25 protein-coding genes are annotated in these 23,203 nt (G+C 57.9%); 10 read left to right on the top strand and 15 right to left on the bottom strand.

The window, feature by feature from the left end; all coding sequences use genetic code 11:
* Positions 1–181: 181 nt before the first annotated feature.
* The 6 genes from ABEA08_RS11975 to ABEA08_RS11950 all read right to left on the bottom strand — a co-directional run bounded on the left by ABEA08_RS11975 (position 182) and on the right by ABEA08_RS11950 (position 5,076).
* Complete coding sequence (locus tag ABEA08_RS11975; protein ID WP_345335551.1) at positions 182–544, bottom strand: zinc ribbon domain-containing protein YjdM; 363 nt, start codon at positions 542–544, stop codon at positions 182–184.
* Between the two features lie 245 nt (positions 545–789).
* Positions 790–1,365, bottom strand: a complete 576-nt coding sequence (gene efpL / locus ABEA08_RS11970; RefSeq protein ID WP_345335550.1) for an elongation factor P-like protein EfpL — start codon at positions 1,363–1,365, stop codon at positions 790–792.
* Between the two features lie 154 nt (positions 1,366–1,519).
* Positions 1,520–2,824: an inosine/guanosine kinase gene (locus ABEA08_RS11965; protein WP_345335549.1), complete on the bottom strand. Its 1,305-nt coding sequence runs from the start codon at positions 2,822–2,824 to the stop codon at positions 1,520–1,522.
* A gap of 230 nt (positions 2,825–3,054) precedes the next feature.
* Positions 3,055–3,903, bottom strand: coding sequence for an SIR2 family NAD-dependent protein deacylase (locus tag ABEA08_RS11960; RefSeq protein ID WP_345335548.1), 849 nt, complete (start codon positions 3,901–3,903; stop codon positions 3,055–3,057).
* Entirely contained in the window at positions 3,881–4,654 is a 774-nt protein-coding gene (locus tag ABEA08_RS11955) for a protein-ADP-ribose hydrolase (protein WP_345335547.1), read from the bottom strand. Before ABEA08_RS11955 ends, ABEA08_RS11960 begins: the two co-directional genes overlap by 23 nt.
* Positions 4,648–5,076: a pyridoxamine 5'-phosphate oxidase family protein gene (locus ABEA08_RS11950; protein ID WP_345335546.1), complete on the bottom strand. Its 429-nt coding sequence runs from the start codon at positions 5,074–5,076 to the stop codon at positions 4,648–4,650. The genes ABEA08_RS11955 and ABEA08_RS11950 overlap by 7 nt, the downstream gene beginning before the upstream one ends.
* A 103-nt stretch (positions 5,077–5,179) precedes the next feature.
* Between ABEA08_RS11950 and ABEA08_RS11945 the strand changes: the two genes are divergently transcribed.
* Positions 5,180–6,100 (top strand): LysR family transcriptional regulator, encoded by a 921-nt coding sequence (locus ABEA08_RS11945; RefSeq protein WP_345335545.1) that lies wholly within the window; start codon positions 5,180–5,182, stop codon positions 6,098–6,100.
* Between the two features lie 132 nt (positions 6,101–6,232).
* Here ABEA08_RS11945 and ABEA08_RS11940 read toward each other — a convergent pair whose 3' ends face one another.
* A complete protein-coding gene (locus ABEA08_RS11940) occupies positions 6,233–7,534 on the bottom strand; it encodes an inosine/guanosine kinase (protein ID WP_345335544.1) in 1,302 nt (433 codons plus the stop codon).
* 245 nt (positions 7,535–7,779) lie between these two features.
* Between ABEA08_RS11940 and pxpB the strand changes: the two genes are divergently transcribed.
* The 4 genes from pxpB to ABEA08_RS11920 all read left to right on the top strand — a co-directional run bounded on the left by pxpB (position 7,780) and on the right by ABEA08_RS11920 (position 11,445).
* Positions 7,780–8,475: a 5-oxoprolinase subunit PxpB gene (pxpB, locus tag ABEA08_RS11935; RefSeq protein ID WP_345335543.1), complete on the top strand. Its 696-nt coding sequence runs from the start codon at positions 7,780–7,782 to the stop codon at positions 8,473–8,475.
* Positions 8,463–9,419: a 5-oxoprolinase subunit C family protein gene (locus ABEA08_RS11930; RefSeq protein ID WP_345335542.1), complete on the top strand. Its 957-nt coding sequence runs from the start codon at positions 8,463–8,465 to the stop codon at positions 9,417–9,419. The genes pxpB and ABEA08_RS11930 overlap by 13 nt, the downstream gene beginning before the upstream one ends.
* Before the next feature lie 7 nt (positions 9,420–9,426).
* Positions 9,427–10,167, top strand: coding sequence for a 5-oxoprolinase subunit PxpA (gene pxpA, locus ABEA08_RS11925; protein ID WP_345335541.1), 741 nt, complete (start codon positions 9,427–9,429; stop codon positions 10,165–10,167).
* A gap of 117 nt (positions 10,168–10,284) precedes the next feature.
* Positions 10,285–11,445 (top strand): family 16 glycosylhydrolase, encoded by a 1,161-nt coding sequence (locus tag ABEA08_RS11920; protein WP_345335540.1) that lies wholly within the window; start codon positions 10,285–10,287, stop codon positions 11,443–11,445.
* A 38-nt stretch (positions 11,446–11,483) separates the two neighbouring features.
* Here the strand turns inward: ABEA08_RS11920 and hemH are convergent, their stop codons facing one another.
* The gene (hemH, locus tag ABEA08_RS11915) at positions 11,484–12,512 is read right to left on the bottom strand and encodes a ferrochelatase (RefSeq protein WP_425557362.1); all 1,029 of its coding nucleotides are present in this window, start codon (positions 12,510–12,512) and stop codon (positions 11,484–11,486) included.
* Positions 12,513–12,806: 294 nt separating this feature from the next.
* Here hemH and ABEA08_RS11910 point away from each other — a divergent pair, with 294 nt between their 5' ends.
* On the top strand, positions 12,807–13,157 hold the full coding sequence (locus ABEA08_RS11910; RefSeq protein ID WP_345335537.1) for a HopJ type III effector protein: 351 nt from the start codon (positions 12,807–12,809) through the stop codon (positions 13,155–13,157).
* 70 nt (positions 13,158–13,227) lie between these two features.
* Here ABEA08_RS11910 and adk read toward each other — a convergent pair whose 3' ends face one another.
* From adk to seqA, 6 genes are all read right to left on the bottom strand, one after another.
* Complete coding sequence (gene adk / locus ABEA08_RS11905) at positions 13,228–13,872, bottom strand: adenylate kinase (protein ID WP_345335536.1); 645 nt, start codon at positions 13,870–13,872, stop codon at positions 13,228–13,230.
* Positions 13,873–14,000: 128 nt separating this feature from the next.
* A complete protein-coding gene (locus ABEA08_RS11900) occupies positions 14,001–14,858 on the bottom strand; it encodes a co-chaperone YbbN (protein ID WP_345335535.1) in 858 nt (285 codons plus the stop codon).
* Positions 14,859–14,916: 58 nt separating this feature from the next.
* Positions 14,917–16,827, bottom strand: a complete 1,911-nt coding sequence (gene htpG, locus ABEA08_RS11895) for a molecular chaperone HtpG (RefSeq protein ID WP_345335534.1) — start codon at positions 16,825–16,827, stop codon at positions 14,917–14,919.
* A gap of 143 nt (positions 16,828–16,970) precedes the next feature.
* Positions 16,971–17,804: a hypothetical protein gene (locus tag ABEA08_RS11890; protein WP_345335533.1), complete on the bottom strand. Its 834-nt coding sequence runs from the start codon at positions 17,802–17,804 to the stop codon at positions 16,971–16,973.
* A 263-nt stretch (positions 17,805–18,067) separates the two neighbouring features.
* Positions 18,068–19,705, bottom strand: a complete 1,638-nt coding sequence (gene pgm, locus ABEA08_RS11885; protein ID WP_345335532.1) for a phosphoglucomutase (alpha-D-glucose-1,6-bisphosphate-dependent) — start codon at positions 19,703–19,705, stop codon at positions 18,068–18,070.
* 21 nt (positions 19,706–19,726) lie between these two features.
* Entirely contained in the window at positions 19,727–20,293 is a 567-nt protein-coding gene (seqA, locus tag ABEA08_RS11880) for a replication initiation negative regulator SeqA (RefSeq protein WP_345335531.1), read from the bottom strand.
* Positions 20,294–20,566: 273 nt separating this feature from the next.
* On the opposite strand from seqA, the gene ABEA08_RS11875 reads away from it, so the two are divergent.
* The 4 genes from ABEA08_RS11875 to fldA are packed head-to-tail and all read left to right on the top strand — an operon-like array spanning position 20,567 to position 22,499.
* On the top strand, positions 20,567–21,352 hold the full coding sequence (locus ABEA08_RS11875) for an alpha/beta fold hydrolase (protein WP_345335530.1): 786 nt from the start codon (positions 20,567–20,569) through the stop codon (positions 21,350–21,352).
* 48 nt (positions 21,353–21,400) lie between these two features.
* On the top strand, positions 21,401–21,622 hold the full coding sequence (locus ABEA08_RS11870; RefSeq protein ID WP_345335529.1) for a DUF2788 domain-containing protein: 222 nt from the start codon (positions 21,401–21,403) through the stop codon (positions 21,620–21,622).
* Between the two features lie 12 nt (positions 21,623–21,634).
* Entirely contained in the window at positions 21,635–21,922 is a 288-nt protein-coding gene (gene ybfE / locus ABEA08_RS11865; protein ID WP_345335528.1) for a LexA regulated protein, read from the top strand.
* 55 nt (positions 21,923–21,977) lie between these two features.
* The gene (gene fldA, locus ABEA08_RS11860; RefSeq protein WP_345335527.1) at positions 21,978–22,499 is read left to right on the top strand and encodes a flavodoxin FldA; all 522 of its coding nucleotides are present in this window, start codon (positions 21,978–21,980) and stop codon (positions 22,497–22,499) included.
* Between the two features lie 60 nt (positions 22,500–22,559).
* On the opposite strand, the gene ABEA08_RS11855 is transcribed toward fldA, so the two are convergent.
* Positions 22,560–23,069 carry a DUF4442 domain-containing protein gene (locus ABEA08_RS11855; protein ID WP_345335526.1) on the bottom strand — a complete coding sequence of 170 codons (510 nt, stop codon included), beginning with the start codon at positions 23,067–23,069 and terminating at the stop codon, positions 22,560–22,562.
* Positions 23,070–23,203 lie beyond the last annotated feature (134 nt).

Here is a 23,203-nt window from a genome sequence, read left to right as displayed (position 1 = left end):
GCCGTTCAGCTAGCTGTTCCCCTTACCGGGCCAGCAGTGGACTTTCACCACCAAGTCATCCGATCGCCACCACGCGAACCGGAACAGTGCCCGTCAAGGCACTGCGTGCCATGCCTGGCACACCCAAAAAAAACGCCCTGGCTCGTAACGAACCAGGGCGTTTTTGTGATCCTAGAGCAGATTAGACCTGCTGCTCGGCACCCACTTTTTTCACGAACTGAGATTTCAGACCCATAGGGCCGAAACCCGGAACCTTGCCATCGATGTCGTGATCGCCATCCACCAGGCGAATGTTCTGCACCTTAGTACCGACCTTCACCACGGAGTTGGAGCCCTTGATCTTCAGATCCTTGGCAATGGTGACAGTATCGCCATCCTGCAGGATGTTGCCTACGGCATCACGGACAACCTTCGTGTCTTCGTCTTCCGCGTCGGCAGAAGCGTCCTTGGACCACTCGTGCGCACACTCAGGACAGACAAACATCATGCCATCTTCGTAGGTGTATTCGGAGTTGCATTTAGGGCAGTTCGGCAAACCACTCATCTTGATACCTTTCTCTCAATTTGGTCAGCTTTGCACGGGCAAAGCGGATAAGCGCGGCATAATGCCAGAATCCAGCAAGTATTGTCCATTTTCCGCCAACCGACTGTGAAGATCGCCGCGATTTTTAACGCAGGTCTTGGCATTCGCTGCGCTGACGGCAAGCGAACCCAACAAAAAGCCCGATCACATCGGACCGGGCTTTGCTCAGCGAGGCTGGACAGCGGTATCGGGATCGCCCCCCGGACTCACTTGGAGTCTGCGCGGCCCATAAACTTAGACTCAGTGGTGCTGACCTTGATCTTCTCGCCGCTGGCGATGTACTCAGGTACCTGCACGACCAGACCCGTGGTCAAGGTTGCTGGCTTAGTACGAGAGGTCGCTGACGCGCCCTTAATGGAAGGATCGGTCTCAACGATCAACAACTCAACGTTACCCGGCAATTCAATCGCCACTGGCGCGCCGTCCACGGTAACCACCTGCAGACCTTGGGTCTCTTCGGTGATGAACTGCAGCTCTTCCGCGATCGCCTCTTTGTTGAAGTTGTACGGGGTGTAGTCTTCGTTATCCATAAAGACGTACTCGTCGCCATCCACGTAGGAGAACGACACCTGATGACGACTGACGTCCGCCAGGTTGATCATCTCATCCGCTTTAAAGCTCTCGTCGGCTTTGTTGCCGGTCGCCACATCGTACAAACGCATGCGGTACAGGCTGGCACCGGCGCGACCGCTCGGCGTCAACTTAGCGATGTCTTTGACGAAGTAGACTTTGCCATTGTGTTCAATGGCGGCGGCTTTTTTGATTTCACTGGCCTTTGGCATCTTAATTGAGTCCCAATTGAGTTAGTGCAGGAAAAGTACCATGTACAGCGCATTAGGCAAGATCTTGGCGGGTGACTGCAGGCTTTTTGCCCCAAACGTAAAAAACCGCCCGAGGGCGGTTTTTTCACTGCGATAAAGCGTACCGAGCCCAGACCTAGCGGTCCCAGTAGCCCTCTTCCAGGCTCTCTTCCCGCTCTGGCAAGCCGCGGGACAGGCGCGGGCTGTGCTGGATCAACACCTCGTAGCTCACCCGGTTGGCGTACTTACAGATCTGCGAGAACGACGAGTAGGTCAGCGCCGAGACCGAATGCTTGCACGAGCTCGGCACGTTCACCTTGTGATAGCGATTCGCCGCCATATCATGCAACACAGCCGCCAAGGCACCATCACCGGCGCCATTGGTGTTAAGGATCTCCACCGGGCCGCCCAGATAGGGCGCGATGTAGGAGTAGACCTTCACCGGATCGACGCAGTCTTGCTGCCGCATCGGACGGGAGAATTCGTACTGGTTGAACTCACCGATGCTACCGCTGCGCAGTTCATGCTCAGTTTCACGCAGCTCTGCGCTATCGCAGTAGCCTGCCATATACAGCCCTTCCGGCCCGGCAGTACACAACACCATGTCACACCACTGCAGCGCGATCTCACTGGCCTTGAGTGGGTCGGATTCACCGGTCAATGCCTCGGCTTCCTCTTCATTCATCGCAAGCACGGTCACGTGCTCGGCGATAAAGTCGCGCCAAAACTGCGGATCCTGCTCGATTAAGAAACGGGTCCCCAGGGTCAGCACTACCGGTACATTGGCCTCATGGGCAACGGCCATGGCACGCAGGGCAGCCTGATCGATGTTATCGCCGTCGGCACTGCGCATCAGATAGGAAGCAAACACCAGCGCACCGGCGGTCTTAATCAGCTCAGGCTTGATCGACGCCGGCTCCAGCTTGTCCATCGCCCCTTTGGAGATGGCAAAGCTGCGCTCACCGCAAGGGGTGATCAGGGTAAAGCAACGACCGATTGGGCCATCCACCGGCTGCAGCTGGTTCACATCCACCTTGGAGGAGGTGTAGCTCAGATATTTGTAGGCGTAGGAGCCGATCTCAATCTGCTTCTCCATCACCGCAAACAACACCGCACGTTCATCGGAGAGGGTGGCAAAGTTATGCAGGGTGTTACCTATGGTGCCGCCCGCATGCTCCTCTTTGATCAGAGCGCGCTGCTTGAGTTCGGCATAGAGGATGTGCGCCGCTTCATCGCTGATCAACAGCGAGTTGCCTTTGACCAGGTTATGACGAGCCAGCAGCTCATCATCAACGTGCGCTTCGATATCGACCAGGGTCTGAGCAATACCACAGATATGGGTACGCTGGGGCCGACTCATGGCGCTGAGCTCTTTCGCGCGCAGATCGCGAGCGTCGACCGGAAAGTAATGTTTATGCTTGCGTTGACCGGGAAATTTCATCTCAGGATCCGCTGAAGCTGCAGCATCCATACCATTGGCACCACCGGCCACTATGGCACAATCCTTGGGTGGCGAATTACCGGCAAATACACTGCCGGAAAACGAGCGGGCGAGTCTAGCACAATCGCTCGCGTTTGCACTATCGCTTTTCACGGGCCCCGCGCCCTTCGCAGAACTTTTGCGCAGCCGCAGAATTCCAACGCAGCTGCGCCTCGCGCTCCGCTCCAAGATCAGGCCAACCGGGCAAGCCAATCCTGTGCGTCACCCACCCAATGTCGGGTGTGCGCATTTGAATTGCGCTCAGCCTCGGCCCTATCCAGATTAACCCGCAACAAACGCGCCTGCGGCCAATGTTGCACCATGGCGTCAAATGGATACTTGATGATTGATGGTGTATTGAAGCCGATCCCAAGCTCAATCAAAACTAGGCGCTGGTGCTGATAACGCTGGACAAAGTCCAGGTATGCATCGTGCTGACGGTACCAAACATTGTCCTGCACAAAACGGCTATCCTTGCGCACGTTAACCGCCATCGGGCCGCCGCAGCGAGGACACTGGGGGATCAACTCGGTTGGGATCTGGCCGTCTTGGCACGCCGCCACCATCGTCCGCACCGCCTGCTCATTGTCATACAATGTGTCATGACACGGCTGCGCGCACTGAAATTTGCCGTAATCGCCCTGCACCGAGAATATCTGCTCGGCCGCAAATCCTCCCTTGGCGAACAGACCGTCCGCATTGGTGGTGATCACATGATGCGGCAGCCCCTGCATGCGCTGCTTGAGCTGAGCATAGAGTGCCTGCCCTGGTTGCTCATAGCGATTGACCAAGATATGACGGCACCAGTACCCCCAGGTGAGTTCCGGCGTCGCAAACGGGTAAAACGCCGTCGAATACATATCTGTCAGGCCATACTTGGCCTGAATATCGGCGAAATATCGGGTAAAGCGCGCACCACCATACTGCAAACCCGCTGCCGTGGAAAAACCGGCGCCCGCGCCAATGAGCACGGCATCCGCCTGCTCTAGCCAGCGCTTTGCTGTGTCGAACTGCGCCTCACTGTGGCAAACGTTGTTCATAGATCCTCCAGTCTGCATCGGTAAATACATTAAACACCACGCGCAGTGAGTGCTGACGTTCCTCAGCCAACCAGCGCTGCACCGTGTCGATGGCGATCTGCGCGGCCGCCTGCTGTGGGTAGCCAAATTCGCCGGTCGACAGACAACAAAAGGCCAAGGTGCTCAGCCCAGCCTGCTGCGCCTTGTCCAGACAGTTGCGGTAACACGCGGCCAACTGCTGCTGTTGCGCCTCCGTCGGTTGGCCATGACGGACGATAGGCCCCACCGTATGTAACACATGGCGACTGGGCAGGTTATAGGCGTCGGTCATCACCACCTCTCCAGTAGCCAAACGTCCTCCTTGCATCGCCTGCTGGCAGGCCCAGCGCAACTGCACGCCAGCAAAGGTATGGATGGCGTTATCAATGCAGCGGTGCAGTGGCTGAAAACAGCCCAACAGGGCATCGTTACCGGCGTTAACAACCCCATCCACTGCCAGTCGGGTAATGTCGCCTTGCCACAGGGCAATGCCACCGTGCCAAGTTAGGCTGTCCGCCGCGACCGTGCCCCGCGCCTGCAACAACAGCTGCAGATAGGCGTCTTGATCCGCCAGCAACTCCGGCGCGGCGGGTTGGGCCGGGCGCACATTGCAGAGCGCGCGGAACACATCCGCTTTTTGCTGTCGATCCCATTCTGGCGCTCGTCGTTCTCGGCGCTCCGCCAGTAGCTGATCCAATAAACGGTCCAGCAAACGCTCCTGTTGGCTTAACATAGCTGCACCACCTCTGGAGCCCGTCGGGCCACGCTGTCGGTCAAGTCCACCAAGGTCGCTTCGGCACGTTCAAAGCCAAATGCTGCCAGCAAGGGGTTGTCGGCGCTGTGATAGATGGAAGCCACCAGCGCGTTACGCTCAATGATGTTCTGCTTTACCTGCCGATCCTCCAACCAACGTACCCGACCGCTGAGCCGAACCCAGCGATGTTGCTGGCAGACGCATAACTCGATCTCCGGGTTGGCCATCAACTCCTGATACATCGCCTTGCCGGTACCGGTGCAATACACAGGAACGCCCCCCTCGGCATAGACCATCTGCACGGGCCGCAATTTCGGTCGGCCATCCAGACCTATAGTCGCCAGATACTGCACATCGGTGGATTGAATAAATTCAAGAATGGTGTTGGCTGCATCGCTCATATCGGATCCGTCATCGGCAAAACACATTGAACGACACTGTACTTGCTCGCCTAGCAACGATAAATTCGTACAAAAGATACAATTTGCATCATACGGAGACACAATGGACCGACTCGATGCCATTCAGGCGTTTGTGACCGTGGTCGACCGCGGCAGCTTCAGCCGGGCCGCTGACGCCTTGGGCCGCAGTCGATTGCAAGTATCCCGCCAAGTCAAAAGCCTGGAAGATTGGTTGCAGGTGCGTCTGCTGCACCGCACGACCCGAAGCTTGAGCCTGACCGAAGAGGGCGAGCGTGCCTTACGTCACTTCGAGCCGATACTCAGCCAGCAGGCGGCACTCAAACTGGATATGCAGGACAGTCGGGTGATCCTGCGCGGCGCTATCCGTATCGCAGCGCCGGTTGGCTTGGCGCAGGGCCTGTTGATGCAGGCGATCGCCCGCTTTAACCAGCAGTACCCTGAGATCGATTTTGATTTAGTCTTGTCTGATCGTTACGCCCCACTCGCTGAGCAGCGGTTGGATCTGGCCCTGCGCTACAGCCATCAACCCGATGAGCACCTGATCGCCCGCCGGCTGATGAGCATCGGTTCGGTCCTGTGTGCCAGCCCCGACTACCTACACCGGGCCGGTACCCCCAGCGAACCGCTACACCTGCTGGGCCACAGCTGCCTGGTGCATCTGGAACGATCTCGCTGGACCCTGTTTCGCGAGCAACAGCCGATCCCGATCGAGGTGCGCGGCCACATCAAGGCCAATGAGCTGGCGACGCTGAAGAACGCTGCACTGGCCCACCAGGGGATCGCGGCGCTGCCCTGCGATCTCGCCAATCCATTGCTAGACCAAGGTCTATTGGTGCGGGTGCTGCCGCAATACCAGCTCAGTACTCAGGCCCTGTGGGCGGTGTACCTGTCGCGCAGCTACCAGCAAGCCCGAGTGCGCGCGTTCATCGACTTTTTGGCACAACATTGGCACGACGATCTCATGCCCGCCGATCTCCAACCCATCGATAACAGCGACGCCTAAAACAACAACGCCCGCCGGTGCAAAGCACTCGGCGAGCGGATCCTGGGCCGCAACAATAACAGCAGCGCCTAAAACAACAACGCCCGCCGGTGCTGAGCACTCGGCGGGCGGATCCTGAGTCGCGAGCTGGGCTTAACGCTCCCAGTACGCTTCTTCCAAGCTGTCTTCCCGCTCGGGCAGACCGCGTGACAAGCGCGGGCTGTGCTGAGCCAGCACTTCGTAGCTCACCCGGTTGGCGTATTTACAGATCTGCGCGAACGACGAGTAGCACAGGCCGGTGTAACGATGCTTGCTCGAATTGGGCAGGTTCAATCGATGGTAATCATTGGCCGACATGTCGTGCAACAACGCCGCCAGTGCACCATCGCCGGCGCCATTGGTGTTGCTGATCTTCTCCGGTCCGCCCATAAACGGTGCGATGTGCGAGTAGGCCTTGAAAGGCTGCTCACAGTCGGATTTACGCACAGGTCGGCTGAATTCATAGCGGTTGAACTCACCGATGGCGCCCGGCAGCAGCATGTGGCTGGTTTCCCGTTTGAACTCTTCGTCCGCCCAGCCGGCGGTGTATAGCCCGGTCGCACCGGCGGTGCACAGGATCAGATCACACCACTCCAGCGCCTTATCACACGCCAGCAGCGGATCGGCCTCACCGGTCAGGGCCTCGGCTTCCTCTTCATTCATCGCCAGCACAGTCACATGCTCAGCGATAAACTCCTGCCACCACTTAGGATCCTGCTCGATCAAGAAACGGGTGCCCAGCGTCAGTACCACAGGGACACCGCCATCGCGGGCATAACCAATCGCCGTCATCGCCGCTTCAGTGATCGGATCATCCCCCGCCCGCATCAGGTAGGCGGTCAACACCAATGCCGACGCGGTTTTGACCAGGGTTTCATCAACAAACTGGGATTCCAGCTTATCCATGCAGCCTTTGGAGATGGCAAAGGTACGCTCGCCGCACTCGGTGATCAGGGTAAAGCAACGCCCGATCGGGCCATCAACCGGCTGCAGGTGATTCAGATCAACCCGGCTGGAGGTGTTACACAGGTAACGGTAGGCGTAGCTGCCGATATGAATGTTGCGGCTCATCACCCCAAACATCACCGAGCGGTCGTCCGCCAGAGTGGAGTAGTTATGCAGGGTGTTGCCAATGGTGCCGCCGGCAAACTCTTCGGTGATCAGATCATGCTGCTGCAGCTCTTCGTACAGAGCATGGGCGGCCGCATCATCGATCAGCATGGAGTTCCCTTTCACCAGGCCATGACGGGCAATAAAGGCTTCATCAATGTGCGCCTCGATGTCCACCAGGGTCTGATCGATGCCGGTGACATGCGTGTGCTTTGGCTGGATCACCGGGTTCAGCTCATTGGTGAGCGGATCGCGGGATTCCACTGGAAAGTAGTGCTTGGACTTGCGTTGACCGGGAAATTTCATGCTGGGATCACTTCAGCGTTGTGTGCTCGTTCCATGCAGTAGAATGGCCACCCTTTCGCATCCTGCGCAGGTGATAAGACGAAAGCCGTCGACAGTGGCGCGGGATTTTATCACAACGGATCCACAATGCCAGCCAACAACGCCGCTCCATCTCTGCAAAACTGTGTGCGATCAGGCCATTTACCCTGTCGGCTTGGCCATGTCACTGTTACAGTATTGTTCACGGTTGCTGACTTGTCCGCCACATGAGCTTGCCCTTTACCATTGAGCCACTAACGGAAACCGCCTTGGTCCTGCGTTGGCCGGCCCAGATCTGCCCGGTCACCCAGGCCCAGATCCACGCCATTGCGGCGCTCCTGCGCCAGTGGCCGGGACTGCAGGAATGCGTACCAACCTATCACTGCCTGGCGGTGTACAGCGATCCTGCCCGGCCCCCTTTACACGCCCCCATGCTGGCACAGTGGTTACGCCAAAAAGAGAAACTCTGGCGCAAACCCCGCGTCGAGCACGGTCGGCTGCGCACTCTGCCGGTCTGCTATGAGCTGGGGGACGATCTCATCGAGGTCGCCAGCCACTGCGAACTGCCGCCGGAAGAGGTCGTCGCCCGCCATTGCCAGCCAACATACCGAGTCTGCTTTTTGGGTTTCAGCCCCGGTTTTGCTTACCTGTCCGGCTTGGATCCCACCCTCGCGACTCCGCGCCGCGCTCAGCCACGCACTGAGATCCCCGCTGGGGCCGTCGCCATTGGCGGCGCTCAAACCGGGCTCTACCCCAGCGCCACCCCTGGCGGCTGGCAGATCATCGGCCGCTCGCCCCAGCCGCTGCTCGATCTAAGCCAGAGCCCACCGACTTGGCTGCAAGCCGGCGATCGGCTGAAGTTTGAAGCGATCAGCCCAGCCCAATACGCCCAACTGCAAGAGGCCTCGCCATGCTGGACGTGATCAAGCCCGGCCTGCTTACCACCGTCCAGGATCTCGGCCGTACAGGCATGGCCGCGATGGGCTTTTCGCGCAGCGGCGCAATGGATCCACTGGCGGCCAGCGCCGCCAACCTGCTGCTGGATCAGCCCGCCAATACCCCACTGCTGGAGTGCACCCTGCTCGGGCCGCAACTCAGATTTGACTGCGACAGTGTCTTTGCTCTATCAGGCGCCATCATGGACGCAGAGCTGGACGGCGAAGCGGTCACCGTCGGCCAGGCGATCACCGTGCAGGCGGGACAAACCCTAAAACTGGGCCGAGCCCGGATCGGCTGCCGCTGTTACCTGGCCATCAAAGGCGGCTTGAAGGTGGCCGCGGTACTCGGCAGCGTCAGTACTCAACTTAATAGCCAGATCGGCGGCTGGCATGGCCGTGCGCTGCGCGCGGGCGACCGGCTGCCTATCGCCGCCAGCGACCGATCCGCGCCCGGTTATTGCGCCAGTTGGTTAGGGCTGGCGACCGAATCGCCGGACCAGATCAAAACCGTCGCCGCCCTGCCCCAATTGGCCGCGGAGGACCATCCACTCTATCAAAGCGAATGGCGGATCGATCCCCGCTCCGATCGCATGGGCTTCCGGCTCGATGGATCGCCGCTTGCCAACGCCAACGCCAGCAATGACGGCCTGTCCGAGCCAGTGCAAGCCGGCACCATCCAGTTACCACGTGGTGGCCAGCCCATCGTGTTGATGGCCGACAGCCAGCCGACGGGCGGCTACAACCAACTGGCGCAGATCGCCGCGGCCGATCTGCCCCTGTTGGCCCAATTGGCACCGGGCCAATCACTGCGCTTGGTTTGCTGTAAACTGGATCAAGCACAGCGCATGCTGGCCGAGCAACAATATCGACTGCAGCGTCTGGCTTTCGCCGCAAGACGCTGCTGGAATACAACAGCAACAACACGGTGAAGATCTCATGAAAACCCTGGATTTGAATTGCGATTTGGGCGAAGGCTGCGGCCAGGATCAGGCATTAATGCCCATGATCACCTCCGCCAATATCGCCTGCGGCGCGCACGCGGGCAACGAAGAGACCATGAGCGCCACCGTCGCGCTGGCATTAGAGCATCAGATCGCCATCGGCGCCCATCCCGGCTTTGCCGATCCCAGCCATTTTGGTCGCCGCGAGATCTGGCTGTCACGGCAAGAGCTGTTCACCTTGATCAGTCGCCAGATCGAGCAACTGGCAACCATTACCGAACGCCAAGGCGGCCGACTGCATCATGTCAAACTGCATGGTGCGCTGTATAACCAGTCCGCGCGCGATCCCAACTGCGCCGCCGCGCTGGTCGATGCCGTGAAAGGGTTTGATCCCACGCTCAAAGTGTATGTATTGGCCAAGAGCCCGCTGGTCGATCTTGCCCAAGCGGCAGATCTCACGGTCATCCAAGAAGTCTTTGCCGATCGCCGCTACCGGCCGGATGGCGCGCTGGTGCCTCGGCAAAGTGCGGATGCGCTGATCACCGATCCACTCAAATGCCTGCAGCAACTGGAACAGATGGTGTGCTACCAGCGCGTTCAAGCGTGTGACGGCAGCTGGGTCAGCGTCAAGGCGCAAACCTTGTGTTTACATGGCGATGGACTCCACGCCGTTTCCTTTGCTCAAGCCATCTGCCAATGGATGCAACGGCATCATATCGACAAGCGCGCGCCGTAACGCCAGCCAAAGATCCAATCGTTTGCATTTCGCCTTCTATACTTTCGGCTCGCTCATCTGTGGCGCGTTTGAAACGGATTTTGCCGCCCCACTCTGCTTATCGATTGGGAGAGCCTTATGCGACACCTTGCCTGGAGCCTGCTGTTGATCAGTAGCGCCTTAATCGCCGCGCCGAAACACACCCCACCTCCCAGCTCAGCCGCCAGCTTTTCTGATCCGTTGACGACACTGGACAGCCAACGCTGGAGCCTGGCCGATGGCTGGAGCAATGGCTCACCGTTCGATGTCGCCTGGGCGGCCGATCACGTCCTGTTTGGCGACGAAGGCATGACACTGATCCTCGATGACACCGAAAGCTTAGGCATGGCCTACACCTCAGGCGAGATCCGCAGCAATGACTACTATGGCTATGGCTGCTATCAGGTCGAGATGCAGCCCGTCTCTCAGGATGGGGTGATCACCGCTTTCTTTACCTTCACCGGCCCCCATGACACCCCCAGCGGTGGCAACGGCCGCCACAGTGAGATCGACATCGAGTTTGTGGGCGATCAGACCAGCTACTTCCAGGCGAATTTCTGGACCAATGATGACGCCTACGCCAACAGCCACGAATACCTGGTGGCGCTGCCATTCGACGCCGCTGAAGCGTTTCACGACTACGGCTTCAAATGGACCTCAACCGGGATCAGCTGGTACGTCGATGGCGCCCCGGTGTATCAGGTGTTTGATAGCCGGCGCGATCCCACCCCCAAAGTCACCGACAGTACCCAGAAGATCATGATGAACCTCTGGCCGGTCGACAACACCGCCTACAGCTGGGCAGGCCAGTTGATCTACCCGGGCGAGCCACTGCTGGCGGGTTTTCGAAACGTGCGATTTGAAGCGGGCGAAGCGTGTCAGATCACCGTCAACAATGGTGGCGGCGATGGCGGTGATGGTAGTGATGGCGGCGATGACAGTGTCGCTCTCTCCGTGTCCGTGGCCGAGCTCACCCTCCAAATGAATCGCCGTGGCACCCAAGCCCAAGCACAGGTGCGGGTACACAACGATCTGGGCGAAGCCGTCAGCAATGCCATTGTCACCGGCCAATGGCAGGGGCTGGTGACCGACGGAGACACGCAAAGAAGCACTGACAATTCCGGTACGGCCCAGTTCTACTCGCGCCGCAGCCGCGAAAGCAGCGGTGACTTCACCTTCTGCGTCACCTCTGTGCAAGCACCCGGCTTAAGCTACGAAGCCGCCGCCAATCATCAAACCTGCGCCACCGTCAGCAAGTGAATCTCACTGCGGGCACCAAGCGCGCCCGCGGTGACAGACTAAGCCGCGTCGATCTCGCCGGTTTGAACGGCACGGCCCCACTCACCCGCGTGCTGCTGAACCAGATCCGCCATCATGGCGATATGGGCAGGCTCGGCATTCAGACAGGGCACAAAGTGATAGGCATCGCCGCCCGCTGCCAAAAAGGCGTGTTTGCCTTCAATCGCCAGCTCTTCTAGCGTTTCCAGGCAATCGACCGAGAAGGCGGGACTGATCACACCCACCGACTTAACGCCCTGCCCCGGCAACGCCTCCAGCGTTTCATCAAAATAGGGCTGGAGCCAAGGCTCTCTGCCAAAGCGCGATTGGAAACAGAAGATCCACTCGTCGTCACTCAGACCCAGACGCTCGGCTATCCCCTGCGCGGTCACCGCGCAGTGATCGCGATACAGATCGCCCTCATCCACATAACGCTGAGGAATGCCGTGGAACGAGATCAGCAATTTCTCGCTACGGCCATTCGCATCCCAACTGCGCTGCACGCTGTCCGCCAGCGCCTGCAGATAGCTGGGATTGTCGTGATAATCGCGGATCAAACGATACTCCGGCATCGAGCGTTTCTGCTTGAGCGTCTTGGCCAAACCATCGACCACCGCCCCGGTGGTGGAGCAGGAATACTGGGGAAACAGTGGCAGCACGATCACCCGTTCGACCCCCGCCTGCTCCAGCTTATCCAGGCCGGTGCGCAGGCTCGGTTTGCAATAAGTCATGCCCAGCTCGACCGGAATGGTTTCGCCTAAGCGCTCGTGCAGCAACTGCTGCAGCGCCGCCTGCTGCGCCAAGCTGTACACCTTCAGCGGCGAGCCCCCCTCAGACCAGATACTTTGATACGCCTTGGCCACCCGCTTGGGCCGGACATTGAGGATCACCCCATGCAAGATAGGCATCCACTGCCAACGGGGCAGATCCACCACCCGCTCATCGGACAAAAAGTCGCCAAGGAAACATTTCACACACTTCGGGGTCGGCTGACAGGGGGTGCCGAGATTCACCAAAAGCACACCGTAACGAGGTTGAGTCATATCCATTAACTGCCTGTTGAAATTCAGTAATTACGCAGCAAGACTAACATTGGTTCACTTCCGGTGACAGGGCGAGGATCACGCTATCTCCGATCACGCCGAAGGAGGTGAAAAGGCAAGCACAACGTCAAGCAAGCCATCGCCATCAATCCAAACAGCCAGAGGGAGGACGTCTATTTCTCAACCGGTCCGCTTTAGCGCCCATCTTATCAACAGACCCAAAACCACCCATTGGACAATCTCAGCGGGCAGAGTAACAATGCCGGTGCATAGCCACTGATAGACGGAATAATCAAAACAATGAATGCCCTACAACAACTGCTAGCGCAGCTGCAACAGCAGCCCGAGCACGTCGAGTTTGAACAGGTGATGTCAGTCATCGATCAGCACTATGACTACCGGCCCAGCGCATTTCGTAACGGCAGTGCCGATAACGACGCCGGCACCAACGCAGGCTCCGCCAAGATCTTAAGCTTTGGCCAACTGCATCAACTGACCGTGGCACAAACCCTGGCCTGTTTTGGCCGCTACTATCGCAAGGATGTGCTGGGTAACCCGGATGGCGACGATCATCAGAACATTCGCAACTTTATCCGCACCGGCTGGGACGGTGTCGCGTTTGAGCGCCCGCCCCTCGTGCTAAAGCCATAGCCTTTCCCGCGTACAACGAAAAAGCCCCGCTGGACCAAGTCCAGCGGGGCTTTAATGACTGAGATACGGTTTAGCCCAGCAGGACTGCGATCTCAGCGGATACGTCAGCAACGACCTTGGTGCCGTCCATCTTGTGGTACTGGTTGTCACCACGCGCGGCAGCGGCAGTGTAGAAATCCACCAGCGGCTTGGTCTGTGCGTGGTATACGCCCAGACGCTTACGCACGGTGCTTTCTTCGTCATCAGCACGGATCACCAGATCTTCGCCGGTCACGTCGTCTTTACCTTCCACCTTAGGGGCGTTAAAGGTGACGTGGTAAGTCCGGCCAGAGCCTGGGTGAACGCGACGACCGCTCATGCGAGCCACGATGTTTTCGTCCGGCACGTCGATCTCGATCACGTGATCAACCGCAACGCCGTTCTCAACCATCGCCTCGGCTTGAGGAATGGTACGTGGGAAACCGTCCAGCAAGAAACCGCCTTTGCAGTCTTCCTGTGCGATACGCTCTTTCACCAAGCCAATGATGATGTCGTCAGACACCAGTTGACCTGCGTCCATCACTTTCTTCGCTTCCATACCCAGCGGTGTGCCGGCTTTGATAGCGGCGCGCAGCATATCACCCGTGGAGATCTGCGGGATACCGTATTTCTCCATGATGAATTGGGCCTGAGTGCCTTTACCGGCACCGGGGGCACCCAGCAAAATAATGCGCATGCGTCTTTCTCCCGACTTTAATTAAATTTTAACCAGCGGATCTTGGCATAGCCTAACGGGCATGTGAAGTGAAAGACCATTGGTCTTTGGTGGAATTCCCATCGATCAGCTCAATTCCGCCGTGTTGATCAGTAAAGCAGGCTATAAAACTGGCGACGATAGCGACTGGCGACCGGATCGGCACCGCCAAGGGCTTTGACAATATCCAGAAATGTCTTGCGCGCCTCGCCGTCTGCCGCGTCCATCTGCTTCAGCAACAGCCCCATCAGGGCTTCTAACGCTTCCTCATTGCGCCCAGCTTGATGCAGCTGCACCGCGAGCTCCACCACCAATGCCTGATCGTCTGGACGTTGCTGGATCTGTTGCTGCAAGGTGCGGATCTCCGGCGTATCCGCCGACTCCTTGAGCAGCTCCAACTGCGACATCAGGCTTTGATAACGTCCGTCCTGATCAGCCAAGCCTACTTGAGTGAGGACCGCTTCCGCCTCGTCCGCACGCTTTAGTCCAAGCAGACATTGCGCCAAAGCCAGCTGGGTTTCCCCATTCGTGTCTTCGGCGATGGCCTCACGCAGCAGCGGCAGGGCCTGATCAAACGCCCCCTGCTCCAACAGCGGCTGAGCCTCGGTCAACTTCAACTGCCAAGCTTTGGGCAAGTGCTTCTCCAGCACCTGACGGATCATCGCTGGCTCTTGCGGGCCAGCAAAGCCGTCGACCGGCTGGCCCTGAGACAAGATCATCACCGTTGGCAACGCCTGAATGCGAAAGTACTGCGCCAACTCCATCTCACTGTCACAATTCACATTGGCCAGGACAAATTGCCCCTGACGCCCTTGCGCTTCTGCGCTGAGGGTTTGCATCACGCCCTGGCATTCCGGCACCTGAGCCGAGTAGAAATTGAGGACCACCGGCAGGCGCATGGAGGCTTCCACCACTTGCTGGACGTTTTGGGCACTCACTTCAAGGATAAATTCTTGCGCTTGTTGCATTCGATACCACGCTTTTCTTAAATTTCAGCCCCGCCATGGGCGGGGCTGACAAACCGTTTTAGCGGCTCAATTCCAACCATAGGCTGTTCAGCTGAGTGACGAACTCGGAGGGATCCTCCAAGCTGCCACGCTCGGCCAAGGTCGCTTGCGCCAATAGCAGGTTAGCCCACTGATCGAAGCGTTGCTCATCCTGCTCGTCGCTCAGTTTAGCGACCAGCGGGTGCTCGAGATTCAACTCAAAGATCGGCTTCACCTGAGGCACTTCCTGGCCCGCCTGCTGCATCAGCTTGATCATCTGGCTGGACATGTCGTTCTCGTCCGCCACGATACAGGCTGGAGAGTCGGTCAAGCGCTGCGATACCTTCACGTCTTTCACTTTATCGCCCAAGGCGGTGGTGAAACGCTCCAGTAGCGGCTTGCTTTGCTCGGCCTGCTTCTCCTGCTCAGCCTTCTCTTCGTCAGACAAGTCGTCCAGACCCAGATCGCCACGGGTCACGGACACCAGCTGTTTGCCATCAAATTCAGTGAAGTGGCTCACCAACCACTCATCGATGCGCTCGGACAGCAGCAGCACTTCGATGCCCTTCTTACGCAGCAGCTCCAGGTGCGGGCTGTTCTTCGCCGCGCCGTAGCTGTCGGCCACAATGTAGTAGATCTTGTCCTGACCTTCCTTCATGCGCTCGATGTACTGCGCCAAGGACACGTTCTCCACATTGGAGTCGTTGTGGGTTGAAGCAAAACGCAGCAATTTGCCGATCGCTTCTTTGTTGCCCATGTCCTCCGCCGGGCCTTCCTTGAGCACGTTGCCAAAGGCAGACCAGAACTGCTGATACTTCTCTTCGTGGTTACGGCCCAGCTTGTCCAGCATGCCCAATACACGCTTGGTCAACGCCGTGCGCAGCGACTGGGTCACCTTGTTGTCTTGCAACAATTCACGGGAGACGTTCAGCGGCAGATCGTTAGAGTCGATCAAACCTTTGACGAAGCGCAGGTATTGAGGCAGGAACTGCTCGGCCTCGTCCATAATAAACACGCGCTGCACGTACAGCTTTAAGCCGTGCTTGCTGTCGCGGTTCCACATGTCAAACGGCGCCTTGCCGGGGATGTACAGCAGGCTGGTGTACTCCTGCTTGCCTTCCACCTTGTTGTGGCTCCACAGCAGCGGATCTTCCCAGTCATGCGCCACGTGCTTATAGAACTCTTTGTAGTCCTCGTCGGAGATCTCAGATTTGGACAGAGTCCACAGCGCCGTCGCCTTGTTCACCGCCTGCCACAGGCCTTCGGTCGCCGAAATGGTCTCGCCATTCTCTTCACGCTCCGGTGTGCCTTCTTGCCACATCTCCACAGGAATGGAGATGTGATCGGAATACTTGGTGACGATCTGTTTCAGTCGCCACTCATCCAGAAACTCTTTTTCATCGTCACGCAGGTGCAGGATGATCTCGGTGCCACGCTGCGACTTGTCGATGTTCTCAACGGTAAAGTCGCCCTCACCGGCGGACTCCCACTGTACGCCAGCATCGGCACCAAACCCGGCGGCACGAGAGCGGACCGTCACTTTATCGGCAACGATAAAGGCGGAGTAGAAACCAACACCAAACTGGCCGATCAGCTGGGAGTCTTTGGCCGCATCGCCGGACAGATTGGAGAAAAAGTCCGCTGTGCCGGACTTGGCGATGGTGCCCAGGTGCTCGATCACCTCATCGCGGGTCATGCCGATGCCGTTATCGGCGATCGTCAGGGTTCCGGCGTCTTTATCAAACGACAAACGCACGCGCAACTCGCCATCACCGTCGTACAGATCGGCATTGGACAGGGCCTTGTAGCGTAACTTATCAGCGGCATCGGCGGCGTTAGATACCAGTTCACGCAGGAAGATCTCTTTATTGGAGTAAAGAGAGTGGGTCACCAACTTCAACAGCTGGGCAACTTCAGTTTGGAAACCGTGGGTTTCTTGCTGCACGGACATGCTTGTCTCCTGAAATCTCGAACAAAAATTAGTGTCCCCAGTTAGATGGGGACGCTCAATCGGAATTCAAGCGTCTTTTTTTCTCACTGCCCATTTTTTACTCAGTGCGTTGCTGTTTACGCCGCACGCTTTGCCCTTCGCCATTACGCGTGCTGGATCTGCCACAGTGCCGCCCGTGGCAAAACCTCCTCCGGCAGAGGACTGACCGACAGCGCGCCGTGCTCCAACGGCAGGCGGCACACACCGGTTTGCCCTTGGCAGGCCTGCTGCTGCGCTTGCTGCAGCAGCCGATCCAACAAAGGTTTCCGACCGCATAAGCGACCATGATGGAAACGAAACGCATGCCCCTGTCCGCGCAGATACGCCGCCATCGCATCGTTCACGAAGGCGGGTACCCCATTTTCCCGCACCACGGCTTGCGGCTGCTCTCGCTCATCGAGTCGACAGCGGTGCAACCGCTGCTCAACCCTCTCGTACAGGAACGGGGTCAAGGCCAATGCTTGGCGCAGATGCTGGTTGATCTGATCCAACATGCGGATCTGCTCGGCATTAAAGTCACTTTGACCCGGCTCTCGGTGCAAGCTCAGCAGGTAATGTCCCTGCTCTGACGACAGCACGGCACCGGTGTGATAGTGGCATTTCCACCCCTCGAAGACGCCGGATAGCTCGCCTCGGGCCCGCGCCCGACGGGTGCGGGCGTCGAGTAAGACCACGTTATTGCGCTGACGTCGGGCCTGACGATACCAGGGATCTTGGCTGCGTCGCTCGACATAGGTTCCGACCAAGTTCGAACACAGATCCGAGCCACAGGCGATCGGCAAGCTTTTCACGGGCAAACCGGCCGTGCCCAGATGCGCCAATACGCCTCCCGAGGCGCCGAGTGAACGGCGCAGCCAATCCAGCCACTCATACCAAAGTCCGTCAACGGCGGCGTCATATGCCCCCTCGATCAACTGCCCAAGCCACTGCTCGTTCATGCCACGCTCTCTGTGGTTTATTGTGCTTCTTGGACGGCTCAAGCTAGCGACAGCCGCGGTCGGCGACAACGTACAACTCTGGGGAAGGCCTGTGGATAGTTTGAGGAAAAGTTACAAGTTGGCGCAAGCCACTAATTAAGAGGGATATTTTTATTTTGCCCCCGCGCAAAAAAAACAACATAAATGCAATCCTGTCGTCATCATTTGCGTTAAGGCAAAAAAACGGCCCTCTCTGAGGACCGTCCATCGTACGCGCGGTGCGATTATTGGGTGATCGCATTCACCAGCAACTGCGCATCGTCCAGCAGTTGCTGCAGATGGGCTTCGCTGCGGCTGCTCTCTGCGTAGATCTTATAGATCGCCTCGGTGCCGGATGGGCGCGCGGCAAACCAACCGGCGTCGGTCACCACTTTCAATCCACCGATCTTGGCGCCGTTGCCAGGCGCACAGGTCAGGACCGCTTTGATCGGGTCGCCCGCCAGCTCGTCCGAGGTCATCGCCTCCGGCGTTAGGGCTTTCAGCGCGGCCTTAACCTTGTCATTGGCCGGGGCATCGATACGACGATAGTGGTGCTGGCCAAACTGTTGCTCCAGAACCTGATAGCTCGCAGCAGGAGAGCGGCCGGTCACGGCTTGGATCTCCGCCGCCAACAGGCACAGGATAAAGCCGTCTTTGTCGGTGGAGAACGCTTCGCCCTCGAAATCGAGGAAACTGGCGCCGGCGCTCTCTTCACCACCGAACACCAACTCGCCGCTGGCCATGCCGTCGACAAACCACTTAAACCCTACCGGTACTTCCATCAGCGTTCGCTGGTGCATATCGACGACCTTGTCGATCATGGCACTGGATACCAGGGTTTTGCCCACGGCCAGATCGGTCCCCCAACCCAGTCGGTGACCCATCAGGTAGTCGATGGCAACCGCCAGGTAGTGGTTCGGGTTCATCAGGCCACCGTCACGGCACACGATCCCATGGCGGTCGGCGTCCGGATCGTTGGCCAAGGCCAGATCGTATTGGTCTTTCAGGGCCAACAGTGGCGACATTGCCGCGGAAGAGGAGCAGTCCATGCGGATCTTGCCGTCTTTATCCAACGCCATAAAACCAAAGGCCGCGTCCACCGCCTGATTGGTGACGGTCAGATCCAGGCCATAACGCTGGCCGATCCGCGACCAAACCGAGACGGCTGCGCCGCCCATGGGATCGACGCCCAAACGCAAACCGGACTTGGCGATGGCATCCATATCCACCACTTTCCCTAGCCCTTCGATGTACTGCCCGATCAGATCAACCGATTCGATCAAGCCCGTCGCTTCCGCCACATCACGATTGACCCGGCGTACGCCTTCGAGACCGGCCGCCAGATAGGCGTTGGCACGCTCAGCGACGAAGTCGGTCACATCCGTATCTGCGGGGCCACCATGAGGCGGGTTGTATTTGATCCCCCCGTCCTGCGGCGGGTTATGGCTGGGCGTCAGGATCAAGCCATCCGCCAGCTCTGCGTGATGGCGGTTGTATTGGATCACACCATTGGAGAGGACCGGCGTGGGCAAAAAGCCATGGTCTTGCTGGATCAGCACCCGAACGCCGTTGGCAACCAGCACCTCGATCGCGCTGTAGAATGCCGGCTGACTCAATGCATGGGTATCAAAACCCAACAGCATCGGTCCATGGATCCCCGCCGCCTGGCGATGATCCACCACCGCTTGGGTGATGGCGAGAATGTGCTGCTCGTTAAAGCTGCGGGACAATGCCGTTCCCCGGTGGCCGGAGGTGCCAAAGCTGACCCGCTCAGCGGCCCGCTCAACCCGTGGAGCTTGGGTGTAGTAACAGCTGATCAGGTGCGGAATGTCCACCAGATCGTCAAAGCGGGCACGAGTGCCCGCACGCGGATGAAGACTCATAGGTCGTCCTTGATAAAAAGATTAAATTCGTTCGGAGATCTGCGTTGCTAGCTCAGATGCACAGCCGAGCTCAACCAGCACCTCTTCAAGAATAGCCTGCTTTTTACGGGTGTTATTGTTGGCCGAGACCCAGAACGGGCTGCTGCCGATCTGCTTCGGGTTTGCGGTCTTGCTGGCATTGAGTAGCGCCTCTTTCCCGGTCGAGAAGTACAACCGGTCACGCCCCCGGATCTCCAGCACCAGCTTAAACGCCGACGGGTATTGACGGTACAAGCAATCCAGCAGATAGACAAAACGACCAACGGCGCCCTTCTGCTTTTTCAGCAGGGGATCGTCCAGCAACTCTTCAAAGACACCGGCTTCCGCCACCGCCGAGCGCACCGCCTGCGCTTTGGCGCGGGCCGGCTTAGGCGCACTGCTCTTCGCCTCCAGTCCCGGTTGACTGATGATCACCGTCTGCTGCTGTGCGTGGGTGCCGCTCTCAAAGCCCAGTAAACGTCGCAGAATGTCAGAGGCGCTTTCGCCGATCTGCTGGGTGTTACTGGCTATGTGCTGATACAGTTCGTCGTCAATTTCGATGTATTTCATATCCGCTCTGGTTTCGCTTTCCCATACTAAATCAGCGCCATTATAAGCATCCCTATCCAGCAGGGCCAAGGTAATCCCGCCAAGCGCGCGATGTGCCTGCTGGCTATACCGGATCTGCCGACAAAATCGACCAGCGCCGCCCCTTGAGTTTTGAGACGCCCTCACAAGCTGCGCCCGCCGCGCTCACCGTGACATAAATCACAACAGTCGTTGCGCTGAGCGCCCCTCAAAGCGACAATCACTGCGCTCGATAACGGTTCAAGGAGGTACCGCATGAATTACCTGCTCCAAGGCGACGGCCCGGTCGTGGTGTTGCTCCACGGCTTGTTTGGTGATCTCGACAACCTAGCTGGCTGTGCGCGCCACCTGCGCCAACACGGCTGGCAGACGCTGCAGATCTCTCTGCGCAACCACGGCGACAACCCGCGACAAAGCAGCATGACGTTTGCGGAGATGGCGCACGATCTCGAGCAATTGCGCCACCAACTGGCACTCAGCAAGCTGTACCTGCTCGGCCACAGCCTCGGCGGCAAAGTCGCCATGACCTACGCCCAGTCCCACCCAGAACACTGCCAAGCCTTGATCGTGGCAGACATCGCACCGGTCGCCTATCAGCGCCGCCACGACAGGGTGCTCGAGGCACTCAGTGGGCTAAAACCGTCGCGGCTACGCAGCCGCAAACACGCGCAGGATCACCTGCTCTCTGCGGGGATCGATCTCGCCACCGCCGCCTTTTTGCTCAAAAACCTCAAGCCCGATGGCAACGGCGGCTACCGCTGGCAGATCCAGCTCGATGCCATCACTGCAGCCTACCCGCAATTAATTGACGCTGTGCCTGAGTTACCGCCCTATATCGGCCCAACCCTGATGCTCAAGGGCGCCGAGTCCGACTATCTGCTGCCCGCCCATCAAGCTGAGATAAAGCGACGTTTCCCCAATGCCAAGGCCCAGATCCTCGCCGGGGCCGGCCACTGGCTCCACAGCCAGAAACCCGAGCTCTTTAACCGCCTAACCCTGCAGTTTTTTCAACGATCCCGCGAGGACGTAGTCAGCCAATAATCGCTGTGGTATAGTTCCGCGCTTCAGAGGTACCAGGAAGGTAACGGCATGTTGAATAGCCATTTTGAGCAGTTGGAGACTCTCGGTCTTAACCTGCTTTTTGCCGGCGTATTTTTTCTTATTGGCATGTCGATCAGGGACGTTCTCAAACAAGGTAAAGTGCCGCCATTCGGCCGCTTTATCGTCTGGTTAGTATTGTTTTTAGGTTGTGCCGGCTTCATCGCCAAAGGAGTGATCCAACTCTTTTGGGAGGGGACAGGGCTCAGCTGATAGCGTCGCACAATGGCAATCGAAAAATCTGACAGAACCACCCTGGACATGTTTGCCACCGAAAAGCGGCGTGGCCGACCCAGGACCAACCCCTTGTCTCGAGAAGAGCAGTTGCGGATCAACAAACGCAATCAAATACTGCGAGATAAGTCGAAAGGGTTAAAACGCATCGAGTTCAAGGTCTCAGAAGAGCTTTACAACGCCTTGAATGACCGGGCCTTGGACAGTAATATCACCCGCAGTCAATTGATTGAGTCGATCTTACTGGCGCAGTTTGATGTCGACTCCGAACACCTTTGACAGGTGTGTGATTTCATTAACAGAACAAGTTTCACTAGCACAAGTAGGTAAACGAATGGCAAGCGTAGGTCTGTTCTTTGGTAGCGACACCGGTAATACCGAAGCCGTTGCCAAGATGATCCAGAAAAAATTGGGTGAGTTGGTCGCTGTTAAGGACATCGCCAAGAGCAGCAAGGAAGAGATCGATGAGTTCAGCCTGCTGATCCTCGGGATCCCAACCTGGTACTACGGCGAAGCCCAGTGTGACTGGGATGATTTCTTCCCAGAGCTGGAGCAGTTGGACTTCAACGACAAGCTGGTGGCCATCTTTGGCTGTGGTGATCAGGAAGACTACGCCGAGTACTTCCTTGACGCCATGGGTCAGCTGGGCGACATCGTCCGCGACCGCGGCGCCATCATCGTTGGTCACACCTCCACCGAAGGCTTTGAGTTCGAAGCCTCCAAGGCGCTGGTGGACGACAACACCTTCGTTGGCCTAGGCATTGACGAGGATCGTCAACCTGAGCTGACTGAGCAGCGTGTGGACGCCTGGGTTAAGCAGATCTATGAAGAGATGTGCTTGGCCGAGTTGGCCTAAGTCCCTGCGCTTCGCAAAAAGGGCCCTGACGGGTCCTTTTTTGTGTCCAAATATCGAGGCTTATCCGTCCCTGCCTTGCGGCAACGCTGGCTCGTGTCGTTTCCTTGCTTGCTTCGGCGGTTTCTTTCGCACGTAAAGCACACGGCGAAGACGACTGATCACCTCCCCGCTTTCATCCTTTACCTCCACCACAAACTCCGGCAGTGCCTTATCGCCTTGCGACGTCGAACGACGGATCGCATCCAACTGGCCATCGGTTAATCGAAACTCCGCATACACTCGTCCTCGGCCCGGCCTGAGGTAGTCGATGTCCGCCTCCTTATCCCAGATCCGATACGCCTTGCCGAAGATCCCCATTAACATCATGGAATAGACCGGATCGGTCATCGCAAATAAGCTGCCACCAAAGTGGGTTCCATTGCCGTTCTTATTCCAAGGCCGCAGCCGCAGCGCCACCCGGCAATAACGATAATCGGGCGATAACCGCTCGATCCGGATCCCCGTAAACAAAAACGGTGGCCACAGGTTTAATACCCGCTGTACCGTCCTGGCACTCGCAAACCAATCCACATCCACCTCAACTGGTCAAACCACCTAACGGGCTATGATATTATGCTGTGACACAGATCACATCAAGTCTCTCTTCCCTGTCCCTTCGCTTTTGGCTATGGTGGTATAGCCTCCTTTAACGATTTCAAGCAGTA

The organism is Ferrimonas pelagia, assembly GCF_039543565.1.
Classification (GTDB): domain Bacteria; phylum Pseudomonadota; class Gammaproteobacteria; order Enterobacterales; family Shewanellaceae; genus Ferrimonas; species Ferrimonas pelagia.
Note: the sequence above shows the minus strand (reverse complement) of the source record. Positions and strands in the feature narration are given on the sequence as shown.